Origin of the sequence: Kitasatospora sp. NPDC096077 (genome assembly GCF_040303245.1) — a bacterium.
In the GTDB taxonomy this organism is placed as follows: Bacteria; Actinomycetota; Actinomycetes; order Streptomycetales; family Streptomycetaceae; genus Kitasatospora.
Genome location: NZ_JBEOSV010000010.1, coordinates 102686 through 126262 on the forward strand (window position 1 = coordinate 102686; position 23577 = coordinate 126262).

A 23577-nucleotide genomic window follows, 5' to 3' on the forward strand; every position below is an offset into this window, starting at 1 on the left:
TGGGCGATACTGGGATCGAACCAGTGACCCCTTCGGTGTGAACGAAGTGCTCTCCCGCTGAGCTAATCGCCCGGGCAACGAGATGAACTCTAGCACCATTCGGAGGCCGTCGTACAACTCGTTCTTCCGGAGTACGGCCGACACATCCACAGAACTCGCGCTCCGCGCGGAAGATGACTGGGCCTCAGCCGGATTTGGCACCCGCTCTCCGGGTGGATTCCGGAAATACATGTGAGGCCCAGTCGATAATCGACTGGGCCTCACATATCACAATGCATTCCGGTGGGCGATACTGGGATCGAACCAGTGACCCCTTCGGTGTGAACGAAGTGCTCTCCCGCTGAGCTAATCGCCCGGGTGCAGAGAAAACATTACCGCATCCCGGCGGGTGCTCCGACCACCCCGCCCGCCGTCCCGCCCGCCCGCGGCCCCGGCCCCGCCCACCGGGACCGCGCCCGTCCGCCCCGGCCACGCCGTCCGTCCCGTCCCGCGCCCGTCCGTGCGCACGACTCGTCGGGCCCGGACGCACCACCCGCTCCCCTGTTCCCGATCCGCCCCGGTGCCTCGCACCGGCCCGACACGGGCCGCCCGGGAAACCGGCGGAGAAGAACCGCCGGTAATGCCCCGGGCGGGTACTCCGTGACGATTCCGCAATGCGCCGTAAGGGGTACGACTCGCGCCCGAATCGGGACAGAGGGGTTTACATCGGTCTTGGGGGTGGGATGGTCCGTTCGCCGACGTGCGATTCCCCGAGCGCACACTGAGCGAAAGGCCATGGCGCTTATGAACACCACGGTCAGCTGCGAGCTGCACCTGCGCCTCATCGTGTCCAGCGAGTCCTCACTGCCCGTCCCCGCGGGCCTGCGCTACGACACCGCCGACCCCTACGCCGTGCACGCCACGTTCCACACGGGCGCCGACGAGACCGTGGAGTGGGTGTTCGCCCGAGATCTCCTCGCGGAGGGGCTGCACCGACCCACCGGTACCGGCGACGTCCGGGTGTGGCCGTCGCGCAGCCACGGGCAAGGGGTGGTCTGCATCGCCCTGAGCTCTCCGGAAGGAGAAGCCCTGCTGGAGGCCCCGGCCCGGGCGCTTGAGTCGTTCCTCAAGCGGACGGACGCCGCGGTGCCCCCCGGCACCGAACACCGTCACTTCGACCTCGACCGGGAGCTGTCGCACATCCTCGCCGAAAGCTGACCCCGACCGGAGGCGGTCCAGCCCCGCTGTCGGCGGGGCCGCACCCCCTGCCGTCATCGCTGCCGTCCTACTCGGGGGCACGGCAGCGGACTCAACCGCGCACGACGCGGTCTCGGGGCCGGTGAGAGGTCCGCTCCCACCGGAGCGGGGCCGCAGCACCGCAGGCGCCCGGCATCGGGGCCGGCCATCCGTACGGGTGGTCGGCCCCGGTGCCGGGCGCCGCCGTCATTTCGGGCGGTCGTGGCGCGGCTCCCGGGTCGCGTGCCGGTTCGCGCCCCGGGGGACGGCCCGGCCCGGCGGGGGCCGCGACGCCCGCTTTGGGACGCTCTGACGGAATCCGTACAGGCCTTCGAACAAACGCGCCGCCCTTATGCCGCAAGGGCCGGTATGGTCTGGGGTAACCGTGGACGCGGGGTACCGGAGTCCCCCTGCGCGAGGAGTCCCAAGTGCTGATCACCCATGACACCGAGTGCGCGCTGAGCATCCTCGTGGATCTGCTCAACACCGCTCCCGAGGTGTGCGGCGACGAGCGGCTGCCGGACGTCGCCGCGCTGGACGCCTTCGTGGTCCGCCAGGAGATCAGCGAGATCGACTCGCTGACCGAGGACGACCTGCGTCAGGTGCACGACCTGCGCACCCGGCTGCGCGAGGTGTTCGGGACGGAGTCCACCGAGGCGGCCGCCGAGCTGGTCAACGCGATCGTCGCGGCCGCCGGGACGACGCCCCGGCTGGTCAACCACGACCACCACGACTGGCACATCCACTACTTCGCGCCGCACGCCGCGCTCGGCCCCCATCTCGCGGCGGAGCTGGGCATGGCGCTGGCCTTCATCCTGATGGCCGGCGAGCGGGAGCGGCTGCGCCGGTGCGAGGCGCCCGACTGCGCCCGGGTCTTCGTGGACCTCTCCCGGAACCGCTCGCGGCGCTACTGCGACAGCCGGACCTGTGGCAACCGGCTGCACGTCGCCGCCTACCGGGCGCGGCAGCGGTCGGCGGAGGCCGTCGCCTCCGCCTGACCCCCGCGCGCGGGCAGTTTCAGATGCCGCGCTTGCGCAGGATCTCCTCGATGTCGGAGAAGTCACCGAGGCCGTCGTCCCGCTTGCCCGTCTGCTTCTGCGGCTTTCCGGGCGCCTTCGGCGCCTGGGCCACGGCCGGGCGCTCGGGGGCCGGGCCGGCCGCGGACGGGCGCTCCGGGGAGGCTTCCACGGCCCCGCGCCGGTCCATCCAGCGGGTGGCGAGCAGCAGGGCGGCGGAGACGCCGAGCAGCGCGATGCCGGTCCACACCCGGGGGTCGAAGACCAGCTTGGCCGCCCAGTCGCCGAACGCCCGGCCGATCTTGGTCGCCAGTGGGAACAGGCCGGTCAGGTAGAGCCCGGCGGGTAGCAGGGCCACCGCGAACCAGCGGGTGGCCGAGCGGAAGCGCCGTCGCCAGGCCCGCAGGCCCGCGACCGCCACCCCGCCGGCCGTGAGGAGGAAACTGATCGCCGCGGTCAGCACGAGTGCGCCCCTTCGTATCCGGTCGTCCTGGTCATCGGTGCCTCCCTGTCGGTCCGCCGTCGGGCGCACCGCCGGGCGGGAACGGGCACCCACTAATGGAACACTGGGGGAATGATCGATGGTTCCCTCCCCCGCCTCGAGTTCTGGTGCGACCTCCAGTGCCCGGACTGCTGCACCGCCCTGGACGACGTAAGGGCGCTGCGCGCGCAGTACGGCGACGCGCTGCCCGTGGAGCTGCGGCACTTCCCGCTGGAGAAGCACAAGCACGCCTACGCCGCGGCCGAGGCGGCCGAGGAGGCGTTCGCCCAGGGGCTGGGGTGGCCGTTCGTGGAGGCACTGCTGGCCCGGGTCGAGGAGCTGGACGCACGGGGCCAGCAGCTGCTGCTGGAGGTCGCCCGGGAGGTCGGGGTGGACGTCGAGGAGGTGGACACCGCGCTGATCGACGGCCGGCACATGCTGACCGTGGACTCCGACCAGGCCGAGGGGAAGGCGATCGGGGTCAAGGGCACGCCGACGTACGTGATCGGCGGCCGGCGGTTGGACGGCGGGCAGAGCCAGGACGGGCTGCGCGAGCGGATCGTCGAGATCGTCGAGGCGGCGAAGTCCTCCTGATCGCCGCCTTCTGACGTTCCGTCAATTCCTCACAGCGGCTTGCCGTAGCAGCGGTTGACGATCCGGTAGCCGAGCGAGGTGTAGAGCCGCAGGGCGACCTCGTTGCGGGCGAAGACGTTCAGGCCGAGTTCGCGCACCCCGGCGGCCAGGCACTCCTGTTCGGCGAGCAGCATCAGGGCGCGACCGTGTCCCCGGCCCCGGTGGGCCGGGGACACCTCGATCACCATGACCCAGGCGAGCGGGGTGCCGTCCGGCAGGTCGCGCAGGTGGAGGTTCACCCAGAGCGAGCCGAGCGGTTCGCCCGTGGCCCGGCCGTCCCCGTTGTGGAGGCGGCGCAGGGCGACGCCGGGGGTGTCGGCGCCCTGCTGGAGGACGTTGCGGTGGTCCAGGCTCGACTTGGCCCGGGCCTGCTCCTCGGTGAGGCCGGAGTCCATCAGGGAGTGGACGTACTCCCGGGCCGCCCGGTCGATCCAGGCCGGGAACTCCGCGGCGCCGATCGGGTGGGCGGTGAGACCGGCGGGCAGGGCCGAGGGTGCGGTCAGGGTCTTGCCCAGGTTCCGCATCCGCTCGGTGTAGCCGAGGGTGGCGGCGAGGCCCCGGGCGATCCGGGCGGTCTCGGGGACGACGACGTCCACCCGGGTGCAGTCCCAGTGCCGCAGCACCTCCTCCGCGGCCAGCGCGCCGAAGGTTCCGCGCCCCCGGCCGCGGCCCTCGGTGATCTCCAACTCCGATATCTCGCCCCAGAGTTGGTTGCCGTGCCGGGCCGAGGTGGTGCGCAGTGCGCCGACCTGGTGGCCGTTCGCGAGGATCCGCCAGCGTCTGGTGCGGCCGCCGGCCGCGGTGGGTGTCTCGGGGCCCTCGGGGCGCAGCGTGGTGGTCATGTGGTGGTCCCTTCCCCTCGCCGGGAAGGTTATCCGCGCCGCCCGCCGCGCCCGCCCCCGTGCCGGTCTCCGCGCCCGTGCTCCGGGGCCGGGATCAGGGGTCGAGGTCGTCGCCGCTGTGCTCGGCGAAGACGGCCATGGCCTTGGCGGTGACCGGGCCGGTGCCGGGCAGTCGGCGGTCGTCGACGCGGGTGACGGCCTGGACGTCGCGGGTGGTGGAGGTCAGGAAGATCTCCTCGGCGTCCTGGAGGGCGCTGAGCGGGAGGTCGGCCTCTTCGGCGCCGCACCAGTCGATGACGAGTCGCCGGGTGATGCCGGCCAGGCAGCCGGAGGCGAGGACGGGGGTGAGCAGGCGGCCGCCGAGGACCACGAAGACATTGGAGCCGGTGCCCTCGCAGAGCCGGCCGGCGGTGTTGGCGAACAGGGCCTCGGAGGCTCCGGCGCGGTGGGCGGCGGCCAGGGCGACGACGTTCTCCGCGTAGGAGGTGGTCTTGAGGCCAGCGACGGCGCTGTGCTCGTTGCGGCGCCAGGGGACGACGGCGGCGGCGGTCTCGTCGGGGCGGCGGTTGATGGCGCCGAGGGCGACGACCAGGGTGGGGCCGGTGGTGCCGCGCTCGGAGCCGAGCGGGGAGTTGCCGCCGGTGTAGGTGACGCGCAGGCGGCCGAGCGGGGCCGGGTTGGCGGCGAGGACCCGGGCGCAGGCCTCGCGGACCAGGTCGTGGTCGGGGTCGGGCAGGCCGAGGCCGCGGGCGGAGCGGGTGAGCCGGTCCAGGTGGCGGGTGACCGCGAAGGCCCGGCCGTCGACGGCCTTCATGGTCTCGAAGACGCCGTCGCCGGTGGTGAGGCCGTGGTCGAGGACGGAGACGGCGGCGTCGGTGGAGTCGACGAGGGTTCCGTTGACCCAGCTCGTGGTGCGGTCGTGCATCGAGGGCAACTCCTAGGCGCGGTGCGGCTGGTGGTCAATTCCGGCGTCGGTGGGGGGTGCCGGCGTCGGTGTCGCGGTCGGGTTCGCCGCCCGACGCTATCGCGACCAGGCGGGCGGCCTTGAGTTCGGTTTCCGCCCATTCGCGCTCGGGATCGGAGCCCCAGGTGATGCCAGCGCCGGTGCCGAAGCGCAGGACGGGTGCCCGCGGGTCCTGCCGGTCGAGCCAGAAGGTGCGGATGCCGACGGCGAGTTCCCCTTCGCCGCGGTCGGCGTCGACCCAGCCGACGGCGCCGCAGTAGGGGCCGCGGGGGGCGGTCTCCAGGGCGTCGATGATCCGCAGGGCGCTGGACTTCGGGGCGCCGGTGACCGAGCCGGGCGGGAAGGTGGCGGCGAGCAGTTCGGGCCAGCCGGCACCGTCGCGCAGGGTGCCCTCGACGGTGGAGACCAGGTGGACCAGGCCGGGGTGCTTCTCGACCGCGCAGAGGTCGGGGACGGTGACGGTGCCGGTCCCGCAGACCTGGCCGAGGTCGTTGCGGACCAGGTCGACGATCATCACGTTCTCGGCGTGGTCCTTCTCCAGGAGGTCGTCCTCGGTGCGGCCGGTGCCCTTGATCGGGCCGGAGGAGACGGTGCGGCCGGTGCGGTGCAGATAGAGCTCGGGGGAGGCGGTGGCGATCTCGACGCCGTGCTCGGGCAGCCGGACAGTGCCGGCGTAGGGGGCGGGGTTGCCGTGGGCGAGCAGGCCGGTGAGGGCGTCGATGTCGCTGCGGTCGGGGTCGGGCAGCGGTGCGGACAGCACGCGGCAGAGGTTCGCCTGGTAGACCTCGCCGGCGGCGATGTGCTCGCGGATGCGGCGTACGCCTGCGGTGTAGGCGGCGCGGTCCAGGGAGCTGTGCCAGCTGCCGGCGTCCGGGCCGCGCCAGCCGGCGCCGGAGGGCGGGGCGGGGGCGGGGCGGACGTCGTCGAAGCGGGCGCAGGTCAGTCGGCCCTCGAAGTCGTAGGCGACGGCCCAGTAGCCGGAGGAGTCGAGCGCGGCCGGGTCCGAGGTGACGTCGCGCAGTCCGGTGGCCAGGCGGCCGCCGAAGCGGGCGAGCGGGGTGCGGGGGTCGAGGTGGCCGGACACGGTTCTCCTGCGCGGTGGTGCTGGGGCGGCGGTGCCTGAAGTGTAGGTCGGGGGGCGTGGACCGGATCGGGCCCGCCGCCCCTCGCGCCCCGACGGACGGGCAGCCGCGGGCGTCGCGCGGGTGTGCGCCGGGTGACCTGCGGATGATCGTCCGGGAGCGCCGCAGGTGGTGGTCGGTGAGCAGGTCGGAGCGCTGACGGGACGGCACTCGGCGGGCATCCCCTCGGCACGCTGCGGGAACGGATTTTTAGCTGGCCCGGGAATCCGCTAGAGTTCAACACGTCGCCAGGGAGCGCAGCCGAGGAAAAGCGGTGAAGGTCCCGGGGAGACAGGCGGACGTAGCTCAGTTGGTAGAGCATCACCTTGCCAAGGTGAGGGTCGCGAGTTCGAATCTCGTCGTCCGCTCGGTGGAGAACAGTGTAAGATCGTTCTTCATGTGTTGCCTGGTGGAGTGGCCGAGAGGCGAGGCAACGGCCTGCAAAGCCGTGTACACGGGTTCAAATCCCGTCTCCACCTCCAAGAGGTTCCCCCGGCTCCGGCCGGGGGCCTCCCCGCGCGATTAGCTCAGCGGGAGAGCACTACCTTGACACGGTAGGGGTCACTGGTTCAATCCCAGTATCGCGCACGTCGGACCTTACGGGGTCTGCTGCAGGAACGCCTCACCAGGCGCGATTAGCTCAGCGGGAGAGCACTACCTTGACACGGTAGGGGTCACTGGTTCAATCCCAGTATCGCGCACAGTAACGAGCCCTTCGAGGTTCGCTGCACAACCGCCTCACCAGGCGCGATTAGCTCAGCGGGAGAGCACTACCTTGACACGGTAGGGGTCACTGGTTCAATCCCAGTATCGCGCACAGTAACGAGCCCCTCGGGGTTCGCTGCACAACCGCCTCACCAGGCGCGATTAGCTCAGCGGGAGAGCACTACCTTGACACGGTAGGGGTCACTGGTTCAATCCCAGTATCGCGCACAGTAACGGCCGAGGCCGCGATCCGTCAGGGTCGCGGCCTCGGCCTTTTCGTCGTTCCGGTGTCGTGGGGTTCGAGGGGTACGGGAAAGAGAAGAGCCGCGTACGGTCGCCCTCACCGACGTCCGTACGCGGCGTCTCCGCCTGCCGGGGTGCTCTGCGCACCGCTCCTCGCCCGTCCGCGTGTCAGCACGGCCACGGCCTCCCCGGCGACACTGCTCCCCGTCCCCAGGGAAGCAGTGCCCGTTCTGGTGTTTCCTTCAGCGGCCGATCAGGTCGGCCAGGGCCTCCGCCTGGTTCGCCAGTTGCTCCCACCCACCGAACAGCAGCACCAGCAGCACGGCGCACGGCAGCGCCATGGCCAGTGCGACGGCGGGGTGCCGGGTGGGCTGCTCGGCGGACTGGGGCTGGGTGAAGGCCGGTCGACGGCGGCGGGTGGTGCCCGTCTGCTGCGATGCCATGGCCCTGCTCCTGATCCGGTCGAGTTGGCGCGGTGGACGGCTTACCTCGGGGGACGAGCTCCCCGTCCACCGCTGAGCACAACGCTATTGGTCAGGGGGCCTTCCGGGCGTCATGCCGTCGTACCGTTCCTCGGGCATCCCGGAGGATGACGCTCAGACTCAAGGCGTACTACCGGAGGGGGAGGAAGGTCCGGCCCCGCCCCCGGGGGAACCCTGAGGGGCAACCCCGAGAAGCGATTCGGCACCCCTGTGACCTGCAGCTCAGCGCAAGATCCGACAATCGCACGGTGGCTTGAGGTGTTGCGTATCAGCACACCGCAGCGGGCAGTCCGTAAGCTGTGCCAGACAGGAACTGACGATGCCCCAACCGACGGGGCCTCACCCACAGGCTGACGGGGAACAAGACATGGCGATGATGCGGCTGAGGCGTGAGGACCCCCGCATCGTCGGGCCGTACCGCCTGCACCGGCGACTCGGGGCCGGCGGGATGGGCGTGGTCTACCTCGGCTCCGACCGGCGGGGACAGCGCGTCGCCCTCAAGCTGATCCGCGCCGAACTCGCCGAGGACCAGGAGTTCCGCACCCGCTTCGCCCGCGAGATCGCCGCCGCCTCCCGGATCCGCGGCGGCTGCACCGCCCGCGTCGTCGGCTCGGACATCGAGGCCGACCGCCCCTGGCTCGCCACCGCGTACGTCCCCGGGCCGTCCCTCTACAAGCGGGTCGGCGACGAGGGGCCGCTGAGCTGGCCGGAGGCCGCCCGGATCGGCGCCGCGCTGGCCGACGGGCTGGTCAAGGTGCACGAGGCCGGGGTCGTGCATCGCGACCTCAAGCCCTCCAACATCCTGCTCTCCCCCCGCGGTCCGCGGATCATCGACTTCGGCATCGCCTGGTCGCGCGGCGCCAGCACCCTCACCCACGTCGGCACCGCCGTCGGCTCCCCCGGCTTCCTCGCCCCCGAGCAGGTGCGCGGTGCCGCCGTCACCCCGGCCACCGACGTGTTCGCCTTCGGGGCCACCCTCGCCTACGCGCTCACCGGGGACACCCCGTTCGGTTCCGGGGCCTCCTCCGAGGTGATGCTCTACCGGGTCGTCCACGAGGAGCCCGACCTGTCCGCCGTCCCGCCGCAGCTCGCCCCGCTCATCGGGGCCTGCCTGGCGAAGGAACCCGCCGAACGGCCCGGCGCGGCCGCGCTGCACGAGCGGCTCAGCGAGCTGGCGGCCCGCGGCGCGGCGGCAGCCGGCAGCGGGCGCGGGGCGCGGCGGGGCACGGCTCCGGCCGCCGCCGCTGCCCCGGCCGCCGCTCCGGACGCTCCGCGGGCGGCGCAGCCGGACGGCGGACGGGGCGTCCCCGCGCCCGGGCACTCACCGGAACCCGCCGCACCGGCGTCGCGGGCCCGGGCCGCGGCGGGCCGACCGGGCGGGCCGGCCGCCGGGGGCCAGGCACGGCGCCCGCAGGGTGCCCCGCTCCCCCGGCCGGAGGCCACCCCCGTCACCCGTCCGCCGCGCGACCGGTCGCAGACCCCGCCGCCCGGCCGGCCGCGGCCCCGGGACCGGCAGCACACCCCCGTTCCCGGCGGGCGGCCCGGTACGGCGCGTCAGCGGCTGCTGCGGCAGCGGCTGGTGGTCTTCGTCACCGTCACGATCGGCGTCGCACTGGCCATCGCGGCGGCGCAGGGCTGCGAGAACCGGAGCAACCAGGGAGCGCGGCCGGTGGTCGGGCAGACCGCGACAGCGGGTGCCGGAGGCGATCAGGGGGCGCCCCGGACCTCGGTGGACGTCCTGCCGCAGGCCTCGGCGTCACCGCTCCCGGCGGCCGCGCGCGGCACCGCGGACAGTGCGCTGGCGCCCGCGCAGGGGCCCGGGCCGGTGGTCGACTGGCCCAACCGCGGCTACCCCGACCCGGCGGGCGGGGCGGGCGTCACGCTGAAGGACGGGCGTTCCGTACCGGGTGGGCCGCAGGTCACGCTGAGCGCGGCGCTGCCGGCCCGGTACAAGGGTCAGCCGGCCGCGGTGGTGGTGCTGCGGCGGGCGGAGGGGTCGGTGCCGGTCGACCTCGTCCAGCTCTACACCTTCACCGGGGACACCCCGGTCACCACCGCCTCCCGTGCCTCGACCGCCGACCCGCAGGCCACGGCCAGCTGGCGGCTGGACGGCAGCGCGGTGGTCCGCGAGGAGCGCGTGGCCGCCACCGGCGCGGTGATCTCCACCCGCTACACCGTGCGCGCGGACGGCACCCTCGACGAGTCCTGGCCCGGCGCCGGCGCCTCCGGCGGCACCGGCCTCACCACGCCTCCCCCGGCCGCCGCGCCGGCCCCGCCGACGGCCCCGACGGGCTGAGCGGGACGGGCGCCGCGCGGCGGAGCCGCTGACCGCGGCTCATGGTCGCGGGTGGTCAGGCAGTGGTGAGCAGCAGGGCGGTCTTGGGGAGGGTGTGGGGGGCGAGCGTCGCGAGGTCGACGGCGGTGTCCGCGGGGGTGAGGGCGAGGAGGGTGAAGCCGGCGTCGCGGACGGTGTCGAGGCTGCTGGGCCAGGGGTCGAGGCGGGCGTAGGGGACCGCGAAGATCGCGGAGTGGATCGCAACGCGACGCGCGGAGCTGGACGAACTGGAAGACCAGCCATCGACCAGGATCTTGCGACTGCTCTACCTCGGCATCGTTCCGAGAGTGTCGACGGCCGGTTCATCCCGTTCGAGGCCGACCGGGCTTCCCGTCCCCACATGGCTGGCGCGACGTGGTGGACTTCTCCTGAGACGGTCTCGACCGACCCAGACCCAGGTGTTTCGGGGGTCCGGGTCGGTCGAGACCGTGCGCTCGGGCCCACCGCCGCGGGCTGCTGGGTGGATCAGGCGAACCGCCCCACGAAGCGGCGCTGCCAAGGGGTCTCCACCGCTCGGTGCGAGTAGTGCCGGCGCACGTACGCGACAGCCTCCTCGTTGGGGATCCCGTCGAGCACGACGAGACAGGCCAGCGCGGTGCCGGTGCGCCCGAAGCCGCCGCCGCAGGCGACCTCGACGCGCTCGTCCGTGGCCCGTTCCAGCAACTCGCGCAGGGAGGCCGCGAATTCCGGTCGGTCACTGGGCAGCCAGAAGTCGGGCCAGCGGACCCAGCGGGCCTCCCAGGCGACCGAGGGAGGCTGCCGGCCGCGCAGGTACAGCGCGAACTCGGGTGTCTGACCGGTCGGAAGCGGGTTGCGCAGGCCGCGGCCTCGGACCAACCGCCCGGAAGGCAGGGTCAGTACACCTTTTGTCGTCGGATCCCATGTTCCGTTCACGCCTCAACCCTATCCGTGGAATACGCCCAGGGGGCGACAATCGGTAATCAACTGTTCACTCCTGCGGCACCCTGTTGTGGCATGTCAGTACAACCGCAGGGGCAGCTCGGACAGTTGGCGCAGGCCTGGGACCGGAAGCCAGGTCGGCTGCCCCTCTGTCAGGGTCAGGTCGGGAAAACGGTCGAACAGGCTGCGAAGGGCGACCTCACACTCCTGCCTCGCGAGGGCCGCGCCCAGGCAGTAGTGGGCGCCAAGGCCGAACCCGACATGGCCGTCCCCCGGCTTGCCGAACTCGCGGGTCAGGTCGAGTCGTTCGGGACGGTCGAACGCGCGGGGATCCCGGTTCGCCGACACCACGACCACCTGGACGGCCTCACCGGCCCTGACCGTTCGGCCCCCGAGTTCGAGGTCCTCGGTCGCGTACCGCATCTGGGTGATCAGGATCGAGCTGCACCAGCGCACCAGTTCGTCCACCGCGGCGGGCCAGCGGTCCGGCTCGCGGCGCAGCAGGTCCAGCTGATCCGCATGACCGAGCAGGGCGAGCACGGAGTTGCCGATGAGATTGGCGGTGGTCTCGTGGCCGGCTGTGGCGAGCCCCAGGACCATGGTGACCAGTTCGACGTCGGACAGCTTGTCACCGTCCTCGTCCTGCACCTTGATCAGGTCGGAGATGAGGTCGTCCGCCGGCTCGACGCGGCGCTTCTCGACCAGGCCGTGGGTGTACTCGATCAGGTCCCGCGCGGCGACCCCCTTGCCGTCCGGGGCGATCGAGGTGAGCGCTGAGCCGGCGGTGCGCCACAGGGCGCGGTCTTCCTCGGGAATGCCGACGAGTTCGCAGATCACGGTGATCGGCAGCGGGTAGGCGAACTCCGATATGAGTTCCACCGATTCGCCGAAGTCGTCGAGCAATGCGGAGGTGATCTCCTCGACCCGGGGCAGCAGCGCATGCACCCGCCGGGCGGTGAAGGCACGGGAGACCAGGGTGCGCAGGCGGGTGTGGCGCTCCCCGTCCACGTCGAGGATCGACTCGCTGACGTAGGGGTGGAACTCCTTGGGGAGGTCGAGCATTTCGAGCATCAGGTTGCGGTTGCTCACCGCCTGGGCGCCCGGAGTCAGTTCCGGGTTTACGACGAAGCGCGGATCGGCGAGTACCGCGCGCACGTCGTTGTAGCGGGTCACATACCAGGTCGGGGTGGAGTCCGCGCTCCGGCCGAGCACCAGCGGCGCGAGCTCCCGGATGCGGCCGTAACCCCCGTAGGGATCGGCGATGAGGGTCGGATCCATGATGTCCGGTTCGGAGGACGGGGTGGTCATTGCGTTGCTCCGTTCTGGCGGTTGCGGGCCGGCCGGTCTCAGAAGCGCCGCCACGGCGAGGTGCCGGCTTCCTTGAGGCGGGCGTACAGCAGTCCGATGTAGAGGATGTCGACGAGGAAGATGACCAGGTAGAGCACGCTGATCAGCGGCGTGAGCGGGTAGTTCCTGCTGGTCACGGTGTCGGTGACGAAGGACCACACGCTGCTGGGCAAGGGGTGCTCGGGGCTCGTCGTCACGGTCAGCGCGGTGGCGATGTAAGCGAAGAGCGTCCCGAGCCACTTGGAGACGGCGACGTACATGGACTGGCCGGCCACCCCGTCGCGTCGGGTGAGCATGGCGACGAACAGGAACGACATCATGAAGTTGATGCCGAAGCCGGTGTACTCGCCGAGGGGGTCGTGGAATTCGTAGAAGGCGAGGTAGACCACGGGGAAGGCGATGGCGACGGCGGCGACGAACAGTCCCCGGAAGTACCGTCGCACGAACGGGGTGGAGGTGTGGTCCTCGCTGCCGTACCGGAACACCTGCCAGGCGATGACCAGGTCCATGAAGAAGCAAGGGATGCTGAGCGCATGGATCTGATCGCCCATCGGGTCGAGGAAGAACGAGTAGATCGCCTCCCAGGAGAGGTTGGCGCCGAGCGCGGCCAGCGGCATGCCGTACGCCCTGTCCTTGGCCCCCCGGTAGATGATCGCGACATAGGCGACCATCCAGAAGAGCACGCACAGGACACCGGTGGCGACGACGATGGGTGGGTCCGTGATCACGACGTTCCCGCGTCGGTCGGTTCAAGCGGCAGGGCTTCCGGGATGACCGCGGTCAGCGGACGGTAGCGGCGGGCGCAGACGGCCCGGAGCCCGGCCTGTCGGGAGCGCGGGAAGCGTGCGAGCTCGTCGAGGAACTGCTGCTCGTAGCGGTCGAGTTCGACCCGGAGCCGGTCCGGGGCGGCGGCGCCGTACAACTCCACGAAGCAGTGGTAGGTGTTGAACTGACCCGCGACGACGTCCTGCCGGTAGTGGAGCAGGTCGTTGCCGAGGTCGGCGAGGACCTCCACCGGCCAGAGCAGCCGCATCAGCGCCTCGTCGACCGGCCGGCCGCGCAGCGCGAAGGTCATGGCGTGCAGCATTCGCACGTCCGTGGGCCGGAGCTCCGCCAGTCGCAGCACGTCGGCGTGGTCGGCCGGCCCGCCGGAGGTGACCTTGTTCTCCAGCCGGACGTACTCCTCTCCATTGTCGATCTCCCGGGCGACCGCACCGTTGTACGCGTGGGTCCGGCGGAGCAGGCTCTCGAACTTGGCCTTGTACCGGTGCAGCTTGTCGTAGTCCTCGTTCCGGGTGGCATCGAGGTCGATGTCCTTGGCCCCCTCGGCAACGGAGTCGACCCGGTAGACCAGGTACTCGACCAACAGCAGCAGGGGCGCGCAGCGCAGGCGCTCGGACACCGACATGCGGTTGGCGGGAAAGTACAGGCCGATGGCGTAGTCCCGGAAGATCCGAATGGTTTTGGTCGGAATCGCCAGGGATTCCCGCAGGCGTCCGACGAGGACCCGGAGGGAGGCGCTCCGGTGCCGCCTAGATAATTCTTCCTCGCATATAGAGAGTTCAGCCATCCAGAATCCTTCACATATTGCTCGGCTTGTCTGGGTGCCAATCTGACTACAGGCCGAGCTCTGCCGGTGGGGTCAGCGTACCCCCGCTGGACACCTTGATGCCATGAGTTGTTAACTTGCCGTCAATCTCCCGTTTGGTGCGCGTATGGCCGAATCGGAAATGGAAGCAGATCATTCCGATTCGCTTCGGATGGCTGAAAAGGCACGCCCCCCTACCCGGGCCAACAGCCCCTTGCATTGGGATAGTTGATGGCTAGACCTGCAGTAATGGCAAATCGCCTGGGTGTCGCTGGGAGGGGATGGACAATCTGTTTGAGCGGCCGGATCATGCGATGTTGCCAGGCAAATCATCGTGGTACGTTGCAGTCATGGGGGAAATCCATTTAGCAAGTGACAAGGTCAGCCCCGACGCCATGGCGCAGTTCAATCTGACGTCCTATCTCCTCTCTCGGCAGGAGATTGTCACCCGCCACCTGGAGAACGCACTCAGACCTCGGCGTCCAGAAATACTGTTCAAATCCATGCAGTATTCGCTGGAGTCCGAAGGAAAGCGCCTCCGGCCGATCCTCTGTCTGGCCGGATGCGACCTCGGCGGAGGCGACCCCACCCTGGCCATCCCCACGGCCTGCGCCCTGGAGATGCTGCACACCGCCTCGCTGATCCACGACGACCTGCCCGCCATGGACAACGACGACCTGCGCCGCGGCAAGCCCGCCAACCACAAGGTGTTCGGCGAGGGGATCGCCCTGCTCGCCGGCGACGCCCTGCTGTCGTACGCGCTGGAATTCATCCTGATCAACACCCAACAGGTACCCGCCGACCGGCTGCTGCGGGTGATGCACACCCTGATCAATCGGGTCGGGATCTCCGGTCTGGCGGGTGGTCAGGCGGTGGACATCGAGTCCGAGGGCCGCGAGGAGATCGACCTGGAGACGGTGGAGTTCATCCACTCCCGCAAGACGGGCTCGCTGATCGACGCGGCCATGGTGACCGGAGCCACTCTGGCCGGCGCGGACGAGGGCACCATCGCCCGGCTCTCCCGCTACGCCCGGAAGGTCGGGATCGCCTTCCAGATCGTCGACGACGTGCTCGACGTGGTGGGCACCAGCCAGCAGCTCGGCAAGACGCCCAACAAGGACGAGCGTAGCCGGAAGGCCACCTACCCCAGGCTGTTCGGGGTCGAGGGGTCCATGCGGCGCGCCCGTGAGCTCATCGATTCGGCCAAGGCGGAGATGGAGCCGTTCGGGCACCGTGCGATACCCCTGCTGGCCATGGCCGAATTCGTCTACACCCGATCGGCTTGATCACATGACCGAAACCGAGGACCACACCCGACGGGGGCTGCCGCCGAACCCCGACGGCCTCAACCTGGCGGCCAGCTGGTACATCGCCCTGTCCTCCGGCGAACTGCGCTCCCGGCCCCGGGCGCTCGATCTCTTCGGCCGACCCCTCGTGGCCTGGCGGGACGGCGGCGGCCGACCGGTGGTGATGCCGCGTTACTGCCCGCACATGGGCGCGAGCCTCGCGCTGGGCAGGGTCGTCGACGGAGACCTGCGCTGTCCGTTCCACCACTGGAGCTTCGACGCGTCCGGCAGCTGCGTGGCGATCCCGGGAGTCAGTCGGATACCGACCACGGCCCGCCACGCCCCGCTGCCCACCGTGGAGCGCTACGGCTACGTCTGGGTCTGGTACGGCGGCCCGGAACCGGCCTTCGATCTGCCGGACTTCCCGGCGATGGAGGAGGACCGCGGTGCCTACGCGGGGTTCCGGTTCGACGACCCCACCACCGGCACCGCCCGCCAGCTGCTGGAGAACGGCATCGACTACTTCCACTTCATGGCGCTGCACGGAATGTCACTGGACCCGGTGAACTTCCGTCAACTGCACGACCAGAAGGAGGCGGCCGACAACGGTCCGCCGATCGACGACGAGGCCTGGTTCGGCGTAGAGGTCGACGGCACCCTGAAGAACTGGCAGCTGAGAGACAACCCCGTCGGCTGGCTCCACCGGATGGTCACGACCTTCGGCTCCGGTACCCACTTCCGCCTGCTCATCGACGGCTGGCCCGGCGGCCAGCGCTTCACCACCTACATCGAAGGAGAAGAGATCTCCAAGGTGCTGATGGGCATCACGCCGACCGGCGATTACCTGACCGCCCAACGCGGCTGGGCCGGGGTCCGCAGGACCAACAAGCACTGGAAGACCTTCCTGTACTTCCTCCTGTTCTACGCCCAGAACCGTGGTGGGACGGCACAGGACATCCCCATCTACAACACCACCGCGACCGGCCGCCCGGCCAGCTACGTGCGTTACGACAACGTCCTGGTCAAGTACCGCCGGTACTACCAGTCGTGGGTGGAGCACGCCGCGGCCGATCAGTCCCTGCCGGGGGAGGCGCCATGAGACTCAAACCCAGCCCGCCACCGCGTCCCTCGCCGTCCGCCGCACCGGAGTTGGCAGCCGGCTGGTACGTCGCGCTGCCGTCCGCCTGCCTCGGGAGACCACGGCGGCTGGAACTGTTCGGCCGGGAACTCGTGGCCTGGCGCGACGGCGCCGGCCGAGCCGCCGTCCTGGCGCGCTACTGCCCGCACCTGAGCGCGGACCTGGCCCTCGGCAAGATCGTCGAGGGGGAGCTGCGCTGCCGCTTCCACCACTGGCGGTTCGATGCGACGGGCGCCTGCGTCGACATCCCCGGCGTGCGGCGGATCCCGGGCGGCGCCCACCAGCGCACCTATCCGGTCCGTGAACGCTACGGCTTCGTCTGGGTGTGGTACGGCGGAGCCGAGCCGATGTTCCCGCTGCCCGACTTCCCCGCGCTGGAGGCACAGCGCGACCGGTACACCACCTACCGCTTCTCCCACGGCACCCCCGCCAGTCCACGGCGGATCCTGGAGAACGCCTTCGACCACTACCACTTCATGACCCTGCACCGGGTGCGCTCGGCCGGATCGCTGACCCTGACCATGCTCGCCGACCCCGCCGACGCGGCCGAGAACGGCCCGCCGATCGCGACCGAGGCGTGGCTGGGCGCGCGGCTGGAGGCACGCGCACTGCAACTGCCGCGGGCCCTGTCCCCGATCGGCCTGGACGGCAAGGACTTCGCCCTCCTGGTCGACGGCTGGACCGGCGGCCAACGCCTGACCTTCTTCCTCGACGGCGAGGTGGTGGCCAAGGAGCTCCTGGGCATCACCCCGATCTCCGGCAGCAGGACCGTCTTCCAGGGCTGGTCGCTGGTGCGCCGCGTCGGCCGCCCGTGGCTGGACGCGCTGGCCCACCTCGGATACCGATCCCAGCACCTGCTCGGTACCCGGGAGGACCTCGCGATCTACCGCACCGCAAAGGAGGGCACCGGTACGGTCCCGGTCAAACACGACCACGGTGTGCTCAGGTTCCGCAAGCACTACCAGACCTGGGTGGACCGGGCCGAGGCCGCCGAGCAGAACAGGACGGTGGCGCCGTGAACCCCGCGCAGACCGTGGTGGACCCGCGGGTGCGGGCCGAACTCAACCTGGCCGCCAGCTGGTACATCGCCTTCCCCACCTCGCAACTGGCCACCAGGCCGAGGCCGCTGATGCTCTTCGGGCGACCACTGGTGGCCTGGCGCGACCGTTCCGGGCACGCCGTCCTGATGCCCCGCCAGTGCCCGCACATGGGCGCCAGCCTGGCCGGCGGAACCGTCGTCGACGGCCAGTTGCAATGCCGCTTCCACCACTGGCGGTTCGACGGCACGGGCAGCTGCGTCGAGGCCCCCGGCACGGACCGGATCCCCACCAGAGCCCATCTGCGCCGCTACCACACGATCGAGCGCTACGGCTATGTCTGGGTCTGGTACGGCAGTGAGGAGCCGATGTTCCCGCTGCCCGAGCTGCCCGCGCTCGGTGCCGACCGGCCCGGCTACCGCAGGTTCCGCCTGGCCGACAGCACAGGGGCGACAGTCAGGCGCATCCTGGAGAACACCTACGATCCCGACCACCTGGTCGCCCTGCACGGGCTTGAGGTCGCCGGGCCGTGCGGCTTGCGGATGCTCGCAGACCCCCAGGAGACCCACGAACACGGCCCGCCCATCGACCCGACGGCCTGGCTGGGCGCCGAACTCACCTGGCCCAGCTACACCGGACGCCTCGGCAGGATCACCCGTCGGCTCGGCACCAACGCCGAGGAGTTCACCCTCCGCGTCGACGGCTGGCCGGCCGGCCAGCGGATCTCCTACTACGCGGACGGGATCCTGCAGTACCGCCTGCTGCTGGCCACCACGCCGATCGCCCCCAACCGGACCATCCAGCACATCACCGCGGCCGTCGCCACGACCGGCCCGCGCTGGCGAGACCTGCGGAACTACCTGGTGAACCGACTGGAGATCACCTTCGCGTCCAACCAGGACCTGCCGATCTTCGACACCATCGAGCCCGGCGACCGCCATGGCATCTACCTCGAACGCGACCGCGGCGTACTGAGGTTCCGCAAGTACTACCAGGAGTGGGTGGACCGGGTGGCCGATCATGCGTGACCTCGTGATGCTCAAGGACCTGCGGGCCGACGACGCCGACCGGGTCGGCGCGAAAGCCGCCAACCTTGGCGAACTGCACCACGTCGGCGTCCCCGTCCCCGACGGGTTCTGCCTGCCCGTCCGGCTGTACCGGGACATCGTGGCACCGCGGATCGCGCCTCGACTCGACAGGCTCACCGCCCTGCTCGCCGCTGGCACCGACGACAGCGAGTTCGAGAACCGGGCACGGGACGTGCGCGCCGAGATCGAGTCCGTGGAACTCCCCACGCGACTGCTCGACGAACTGGCCGAGGCCTACCGTGCGATAGGCCCGGCCGACGGTGTCGCCGTTCGCTCCTCGGGCACCTCGGAGGACTCCGACATCGCAAGCTTCGCCGGCCAGTACCACACGGAGCTCGCCGTCGGCACGTTCGACGGGGTGCTCACCGCGGTCAGGCGGTGTTGGGCCTCACTGTGGGAGGTGCACGCGATCCGCTATCGCGAACGCCGACAACTGCCCCACGCGGAGGCCGCCATGGCGGTCCTCGTCCAAGTCATGGCACCGGCCGAGTCCGCCGGGGTGATGTTCACCCTCGACCCGCGCACCGCCACGACCGACGGCGGGGGCGGCCGGACCGTCATCGAGTCGAACTGGGGGCTCGGCGAGGCGGTCGTCGGTGGCCTGGTCACCCCCGACCACTTCGAGGTCTCCCGCACCGACACCCGCGTCGAGGCCACCCGGCTCTCCCACAAGACCCGGATGGCCGTCGCCGCCGGGGATCGCGCCGTCGGCGGGGTCGACCTGGTCGATGTCCCGCCCGAGCGCCGGCGCACAGCCTCGCTCACCGACGGCCAGGCCGCGGAGCTGGCCCGCTACGGCCTCGCCATCGAATCCCACTTCGGTCGGCCCCAGGACGTCGAGTGGGCCGCCGCTGCCGACGGGCGCGTGGCGATCCTCCAGGCCCGGCCGTTGACGCACCGGCAAGCCGGGCTTCCCACGACGCCCGAGGCTCGATGGGAGAGCCCGGTGGACGGCGCCTGGTGGGCCCGGATCAGTATCTGCGACTCGTGGCTGCCCGAGCCGCTGTCCCCGCTCTTCGCCACCACCCTGTTCCCCTGCCTGGTCCGGCACTGGTCGCAGAACTGGGCCGGCTCCCAGGCGGAGCAACTCGCCAACCCGCTGCTGCCCAAGCCGATGTCGGGCACCATCAACGGATTCGCCTACCTGCGGCTCGACTACCCCATGAACAGGTACCCGCTGCGGACCGTCAAACTAGCGCTCAACTGCTACCGATTCCACCTCGGGCCGCTGGAACGGCGCTGGCGCACAGTGATCCTGCCCCGGCACGTCTCCAGAATGGAAGCGATGCGCCGCAAGGACCCGGCCAGGCTGTCGACTGAGGAACTCCTGGCGCTCCTCGACGCGGCCCAGGACCTGAGCGGCACCTACTGGGCCATCCTGGGTGGCCTCGCCTGGTACTGGAACATCGGCGAATGGCTGCTGGCCAAGGCATATCCCGGCCTCACCAAGCCGCTGGCCGACTCCGGTGTCGACGTGCCCGGTCATGCCGCCCTGCTGCAGGGCTACCCGAGCAAGACCGCGGAGAGCAGTCGCGCACTGCAGGACCTCGCGCGATCCGGCCCGGACGGCGCCGGCGCGGAGCGGATGTTCGACGACTTCCTCGCCCGGTACGGCCACCAGGTCTACCACCTGGACTTCGTCGAACCCACACCGGCCGAGGCACCAGCCACCTTCCGTGCCACGATCGCCGCCTACCGGAACGGCAGCGCCACCGACCCGCGCGAGCGCATGCGCTCACTGGCCGAACGTCGTACCCGGGCCCGGGCCCAGCTGGACGCCGCCCTGCGCGGCTCCCCGGTGCGCCGCGGCACGCTCGCCGCGCTGTTGGCGTGGAACCGCCGCTACGGCCGGGTCCGCGACCAGGCGCTGTTCTACTTCACCCTCGGCTGGCCGATCATGCGGCGCGGCTACCTCGAACTCGGACAGCGGCTCGCCGAGGCGGGCACCCTGCGCTCGGCCGAGGACGTCTTCTACCTGACCGGCGACGAGCTACGCACCGAACTCCGCACGCTCGGCCACGACGGCTCGCCCGGTGCCCGGGACGACGTGGTGCGGCAGCGCCGCGCCCTGCGCGAGGAGCAGAGGCGGCTCAGCCCGCCCCACCAGGTCCCGGCTGACGCACGCATCTTCATGGGCCGACTCGACGTCACCTCCGTTGCGCTGGTGGGAAACCAGGCCAAGGCCACGGACGGTCCCGGGCTGCACGGCTCGCCGGTCAGCCCGGGCTGCGTCACGGCCCCCGCCCGGATCGTCACCTCGGTCCGCGAGTTCGGAACCTTCCAGGCCGGCGACGTCCTGGTCGCGCCCTACATCACCCCGGCCTGGTCACCACTGCTCGCCATCGCCGGCGCCGTCGTGACCGACACCGGAGGCGCACTCTCGCACGGCTCCATCGTCGCCCGGGAGTACGGGATCCCGGCCGTCATGGGCACCACCAACGCCACCAAACTGATCCAGGACGGCCAGATCGTCACCGTCGACGGTGACCACGGCAGGGTCCACTGACGGGGGGACGGAAGATGCCGCCGCGAACACCACTGGCCGAGTGGAATCCCGGGCTCGACGACACGATCACCCTGCGGGCCGCCCACCAGGCCATGCCGGGCGACGACGCCTCGGCGATCCCCTGGTACGTCCGGCTGCTGGAGAACCCGGCCAGCCCGGTGGCGCTACCGGGCGCCGTCGATCTGTACGGCCACGACTCCATCCACATCCTGCTCGGCCGCGGCACCCTCCCCCCGGACGAGGCCTTCGTCATCGGCGTGACCATGGGCGCCAGCGGCACCCTGCGCGGCTGGCAGGAAGACCTCTACACGCTCGCTGCCCAGCACTGCTACCGCGGAGGCTTCCGCTTCTCCCGTACCGACATCCAGGTCTTCCGCGCGGCGGTCCGCTTCGCCCGCGCCACCCGGATCAGACCCCTGCACGTCCTGCCGTGGCGGGACCTCGCGGACCGGCGCCTGGGCGAACTGCGCGCCCTCGCCGGGGTCACCGCCAGCGCCCTGCTCGCCGCCTATGAGCGTGAGCGGGTCCGCTGCCCGACCAGCCGCGCCGCCCAGCGGCTGCCGCTGCACCAGTCACCGGCCGCCGTTCCGGAGACCGACCGATGAGCGGGCGAAGGAGCCCGCGCAGACGCGTGGTCGGCATAGCCCTGCGGGTGGTGAACCTGGCCATGGTCATCGGTGCCGTCTGGTGGTTCGTCCGCGGGGTCGATCTGAAGGCACTGGGGCAGGCCCTCGAACAGGCCTCCCCTTCGTTGCTCCTCGTTGCGGTCCTGCTCAACCTGGTGAGCCAGTACATCAGCGCTCAAGGCTGGCGCATCATGCTCGGGCCCCGCCACCCGGTCCCGTTGGGCCGGCTGCTGCGCTACGAGTTCTCCGCTCAGGCCGCCTCGGCCATCGTTCCCGGGCGGGTGGGCGAGCTGATCCGTCTCTGGTTCCTGAAACAGGACGGCGTGCCCGCGAGCACCACCGGCGGCCTGATCTGGCTGGAGAAGCTGTTCGGCGCGGTCGGCCTGGCAGTCCTGGTGGCCCCCGTACCCTGGCTGCTGGCCGACGTTCCCGGTGTGATCACCGGCTGTATCGCGGTGTTCGCCGCCGTCATGGCCGTACAGCTGGGGCTGCTGATCGTTCTCACCCACCGCGACCGGCCCGAGAAGCTGCCGAAGTTCCTGCGCGGCTTCATCGGCGGGATGTACTTCCTGCGTGAGCCGCGCCCCGTGGTCACCATGCTCGCCCTGATGCTGCTCGGGGAGGCCGCCGACGTGGCGGGGGCGGTTGCCGTGCTGCACGCGCTCGGGATCCACCTGCCGCTGACGGCGGCGGTCCTGACCCTGTTCCTGATCGACCTGTCCAACCTGCTGCCCATCGCCCCCGGACATTTCGGTACGTTCGAGGTCGGCGCGCTCTACGCGCTCAACCTCGGGCACGTGCAGCCCAGCCTCGCGCTGGCATTCGCCCTGCTGTTCCACCTGCAGCAGAACCTCCCGCAGGTGGCTGTCGGCCTGCCGCTGGAACTGCCGCTCATCGTCGGTCGCCGACGCCTCCGCAGGGTCGGCGATCCCACGACCGAGTCCGCGATCGAGTCCGGGACCGAAACCGCCGAACAGGGCATGGCCGGCCACTGAGGTCACCACCCCGCACGGTGGAAGTCATAAAACGATCTACTGGACCAGCTCAGGTCGCGGGCGGGTCGCGTAGAAGGCCACCGCCGAGGCTGCTGCGACGTTGAGGGAGTCGACACCGGCATCCATCGGGATGCGGACATGCTCGTCGACCGAAGCGAGTGTCTTGGCGGCGAGGCCGTCGCCCTCCGTGCCGAAGACCAGGGCGAGCTTCTCATCGTCCCGCGCAGCGAGTTCATCGAGGGTGATCGCCTGGTCACTCAGGCACAGCGCCGCGACCGTGAAGCCCGCGGAACGCAGGACCTCGATGTCCTTCGGCCAGGCCTCCAGGCGGGTCCACGGCACCTGGAAGACGGCGCCCATCGACACCTTCACGGACCGGCGGTAGAGGGGATCGGCGCAGCGCGGGGTGAGGAGGATCGCGTCGACGCCCAGGGCGGCCGCGTTCCTGAACGCCGCCCCCATGTTGGCGTGATCGACGATGTCCTCGAACACGGCGACGCGCCGAACCGCATGTTCCCGTAGACCCAGAGGCAACACCGCGCCGAGGTCGGTGTGGTCGACCAGGCCTTCGAGGACGGCGACCCGGCGGGCCCCGGTGAGCAGTTCGGCGGCGTCCGGGAGGGGCTTGCGTTCCATCGAGGCGAGGGCGCCGCGGTGGACGTGGTAGCCGGTGACGGCTTCGGCGAGCCCGGGTTCGACGACGTGGACCGGGGCGTCGGCCTCGGCGATGACGTCGGCCATGACGTCGAGCCACTTGGCGGTCAGCAGCATCGACCGCATCCGGTAGCCGGCCGCGAGGGCGCGGCGGATGACCTTCTCCCCCTCGGCGATGAACAGGCCCTCGGCGGGTTCGCGGCGGCGGCGCAGTTCGACGTCGGTCAGGCCGGTGTAGTCGGCGAGGCGGGGGTCGGCCGGGTCGGTGATGGTGCTGGGTTCGGACACCCTGCGATCTTGCCAAGCCCGGGCGGGGAAGGCCAAACGGCCCAGTGGACGGGGTGGTCCCGGGCTAGCCCGAGTGCAAATATGACC

20 protein-coding genes, 8 tRNA genes and 2 pseudogenes are annotated in these 23577 nt (G+C 71.0%); 17 read left to right on the forward strand and 13 right to left on the reverse strand.

The genetic code is table 11. The annotated features are described in order from the left end of the window. Together ABTZ03_RS12715 and ABTZ03_RS12720 are read right to left on the reverse strand one after the other, a co-directional pair. Positions 1-72, reverse strand: a tRNA-Val gene (locus tag ABTZ03_RS12715). A 211-nt stretch (positions 73-283) separates the two neighbouring features. After that, positions 284-355 (reverse strand) — tRNA-Val (locus ABTZ03_RS12720). Positions 356-783: 428 nt separating this feature from the next. Between ABTZ03_RS12720 and ABTZ03_RS12725 the strand changes: the two genes are divergently transcribed. Beyond that, positions 784-1197: an SsgA family sporulation/cell division regulator gene (locus tag ABTZ03_RS12725; protein ID WP_030056266.1), complete on the forward strand. Its 414-nt coding sequence runs from the start codon at positions 784-786 to the stop codon at positions 1195-1197. A 446-nt stretch (positions 1198-1643) separates the two neighbouring features. Then, complete coding sequence (locus tag ABTZ03_RS12730; RefSeq protein WP_350512924.1) at positions 1644-2213, forward strand: CGNR zinc finger domain-containing protein; 570 nt, start codon at positions 1644-1646, stop codon at positions 2211-2213. 19 nt (positions 2214-2232) lie between these two features. On the opposite strand, the gene ABTZ03_RS12735 is transcribed toward ABTZ03_RS12730, so the two are convergent. Beyond that, the gene (locus tag ABTZ03_RS12735; RefSeq protein WP_350512925.1) at positions 2233-2694 is read right to left on the reverse strand and encodes a hypothetical protein; all 462 of its coding nucleotides are present in this window, start codon (positions 2692-2694) and stop codon (positions 2233-2235) included. Between the two features lie 111 nt (positions 2695-2805). Between ABTZ03_RS12735 and ABTZ03_RS12740 the strand changes: the two genes are divergently transcribed. Continuing rightward, complete coding sequence (locus ABTZ03_RS12740) at positions 2806-3306, forward strand: DsbA family protein (RefSeq protein WP_350512926.1); 501 nt, start codon at positions 2806-2808, stop codon at positions 3304-3306. A gap of 29 nt (positions 3307-3335) precedes the next feature. Here ABTZ03_RS12740 and ABTZ03_RS12745 read toward each other — a convergent pair whose 3' ends face one another. The 3 genes from ABTZ03_RS12745 to ABTZ03_RS12755 form a co-directional block, all read right to left on the reverse strand. Then, positions 3336-4187 carry a GNAT family N-acetyltransferase gene (locus ABTZ03_RS12745; RefSeq protein ID WP_350512927.1) on the reverse strand — a complete coding sequence of 284 codons (852 nt, stop codon included), beginning with the start codon at positions 4185-4187 and terminating at the stop codon, positions 3336-3338. A gap of 94 nt (positions 4188-4281) precedes the next feature. Continuing rightward, positions 4282-5112 (reverse strand): aminotransferase class IV, encoded by an 831-nt coding sequence (locus ABTZ03_RS12750; protein ID WP_350512928.1) that lies wholly within the window; start codon positions 5110-5112, stop codon positions 4282-4284. A gap of 34 nt (positions 5113-5146) precedes the next feature. Beyond that, positions 5147-6235, reverse strand: coding sequence for a chorismate-binding protein (locus ABTZ03_RS12755; protein WP_350512929.1), 1089 nt, complete (start codon positions 6233-6235; stop codon positions 5147-5149). A gap of 332 nt (positions 6236-6567) precedes the next feature. Between ABTZ03_RS12755 and ABTZ03_RS12760 the strand changes: the two genes are divergently transcribed. The 6 genes from ABTZ03_RS12760 (at position 6568) to ABTZ03_RS12785 (ending at position 7205) form a co-directional block, all read left to right on the forward strand. Further along, positions 6568-6640, forward strand: a tRNA-Gly gene (locus ABTZ03_RS12760). A gap of 40 nt (positions 6641-6680) precedes the next feature. Further along, positions 6681-6754 (forward strand) — tRNA-Cys (locus tag ABTZ03_RS12765). A 34-nt stretch (positions 6755-6788) separates the two neighbouring features. Further along, positions 6789-6860, forward strand: a tRNA-Val gene (locus tag ABTZ03_RS12770). 41 nt (positions 6861-6901) lie between these two features. Further along, positions 6902-6973: transfer RNA gene (locus ABTZ03_RS12775), tRNA-Val, on the forward strand. A 44-nt stretch (positions 6974-7017) separates the two neighbouring features. Further along, positions 7018-7089 (forward strand) — tRNA-Val (locus ABTZ03_RS12780). A gap of 44 nt (positions 7090-7133) precedes the next feature. Beyond that, positions 7134-7205 (forward strand) — tRNA-Val (locus ABTZ03_RS12785). Positions 7206-7462: 257 nt separating this feature from the next. Here the strand turns inward: ABTZ03_RS12785 and ABTZ03_RS12790 are convergent. After that, complete coding sequence (locus ABTZ03_RS12790) at positions 7463-7663, reverse strand: hypothetical protein (RefSeq protein WP_350512930.1); 201 nt, start codon at positions 7661-7663, stop codon at positions 7463-7465. 406 nt (positions 7664-8069) lie between these two features. Here ABTZ03_RS12790 and ABTZ03_RS12795 point away from each other — a divergent pair. Beyond that, a pseudogene (locus tag ABTZ03_RS12795) lies at positions 8070-9326 on the forward strand (serine/threonine-protein kinase); the annotation flags it as partial. 739 nt (positions 9327-10065) lie between these two features. Here the strand turns inward: ABTZ03_RS12795 and ABTZ03_RS12800 are convergent. The 5 genes and pseudogenes from ABTZ03_RS12800 to ABTZ03_RS12820 form a co-directional block, all read right to left on the reverse strand. Then, positions 10066-10227, reverse strand: a pseudogene (locus tag ABTZ03_RS12800) (TrmH family RNA methyltransferase); the annotation flags it as partial. 275 nt (positions 10228-10502) lie between these two features. Continuing rightward, entirely contained in the window at positions 10503-10931 is a 429-nt protein-coding gene (locus tag ABTZ03_RS12805) for a protein-tyrosine phosphatase family protein (protein ID WP_350512931.1), read from the reverse strand. An 84-nt stretch (positions 10932-11015) separates the two neighbouring features. Further along, the gene (locus ABTZ03_RS12810) at positions 11016-12245 is read right to left on the reverse strand and encodes a cytochrome P450 family protein (RefSeq protein WP_350512932.1); all 1230 of its coding nucleotides are present in this window, start codon (positions 12243-12245) and stop codon (positions 11016-11018) included. A gap of 38 nt (positions 12246-12283) precedes the next feature. Next, the gene (locus ABTZ03_RS12815) at positions 12284-13012 is read right to left on the reverse strand and encodes a transmembrane-type terpene cyclase (RefSeq protein WP_350512933.1); all 729 of its coding nucleotides are present in this window, start codon (positions 13010-13012) and stop codon (positions 12284-12286) included. Further along, positions 13009-13692: a hypothetical protein gene (locus ABTZ03_RS12820; RefSeq protein ID WP_350512934.1), complete on the reverse strand. Its 684-nt coding sequence runs from the start codon at positions 13690-13692 to the stop codon at positions 13009-13011. Before ABTZ03_RS12820 ends, ABTZ03_RS12815 begins: the two co-directional genes overlap by 4 nt. Before the next feature lie 461 nt (positions 13693-14153). On the opposite strand from ABTZ03_RS12820, the gene ABTZ03_RS12825 reads away from it, so the two are divergent. From ABTZ03_RS12825 to ABTZ03_RS12855, 7 genes are read left to right on the forward strand one after another with little or no spacing between them, the layout of a single operon-like run. Then, positions 14154-15158 (forward strand): polyprenyl synthetase family protein, encoded by a 1005-nt coding sequence (locus ABTZ03_RS12825; RefSeq protein WP_350512935.1) that lies wholly within the window; start codon positions 14154-14156, stop codon positions 15156-15158. 4 nt (positions 15159-15162) lie between these two features. Next, positions 15163-16257 (forward strand): Rieske 2Fe-2S domain-containing protein, encoded by a 1095-nt coding sequence (locus ABTZ03_RS12830; RefSeq protein WP_350512936.1) that lies wholly within the window; start codon positions 15163-15165, stop codon positions 16255-16257. Beyond that, positions 16254-17315 (forward strand): Rieske 2Fe-2S domain-containing protein, encoded by a 1062-nt coding sequence (locus tag ABTZ03_RS12835; protein WP_350512937.1) that lies wholly within the window; start codon positions 16254-16256, stop codon positions 17313-17315. Before ABTZ03_RS12830 ends, ABTZ03_RS12835 begins: the two co-directional genes overlap by 4 nt. Beyond that, on the forward strand, positions 17312-18361 hold the full coding sequence (locus ABTZ03_RS12840; RefSeq protein ID WP_350512938.1) for a Rieske 2Fe-2S domain-containing protein: 1050 nt from the start codon (positions 17312-17314) through the stop codon (positions 18359-18361). Before ABTZ03_RS12835 ends, ABTZ03_RS12840 begins: the two co-directional genes overlap by 4 nt. Then, positions 18354-20927, forward strand: a complete 2574-nt coding sequence (locus tag ABTZ03_RS12845; protein ID WP_350512939.1) for a PEP/pyruvate-binding domain-containing protein — start codon at positions 18354-18356, stop codon at positions 20925-20927. The genes ABTZ03_RS12840 and ABTZ03_RS12845 overlap by 8 nt, the downstream gene beginning before the upstream one ends. Positions 20928-20941: 14 nt before the next feature. After that, the gene (locus ABTZ03_RS12850) at positions 20942-21532 is read left to right on the forward strand and encodes a hypothetical protein (RefSeq protein WP_350512940.1); all 591 of its coding nucleotides are present in this window, start codon (positions 20942-20944) and stop codon (positions 21530-21532) included. Positions 21533-21558: 26 nt separating this feature from the next. Next, positions 21559-22548 carry a lysylphosphatidylglycerol synthase transmembrane domain-containing protein gene (locus ABTZ03_RS12855; protein ID WP_350512941.1) on the forward strand — a complete coding sequence of 330 codons (990 nt, stop codon included), beginning with the start codon at positions 21559-21561 and terminating at the stop codon, positions 22546-22548. 36 nt (positions 22549-22584) lie between these two features. On the opposite strand, the gene ABTZ03_RS12860 is transcribed toward ABTZ03_RS12855, so the two are convergent. Then, complete coding sequence (locus ABTZ03_RS12860; RefSeq protein WP_350512942.1) at positions 22585-23490, reverse strand: TrmH family RNA methyltransferase; 906 nt, start codon at positions 23488-23490, stop codon at positions 22585-22587. Positions 23491-23577 lie beyond the last annotated feature (87 nt).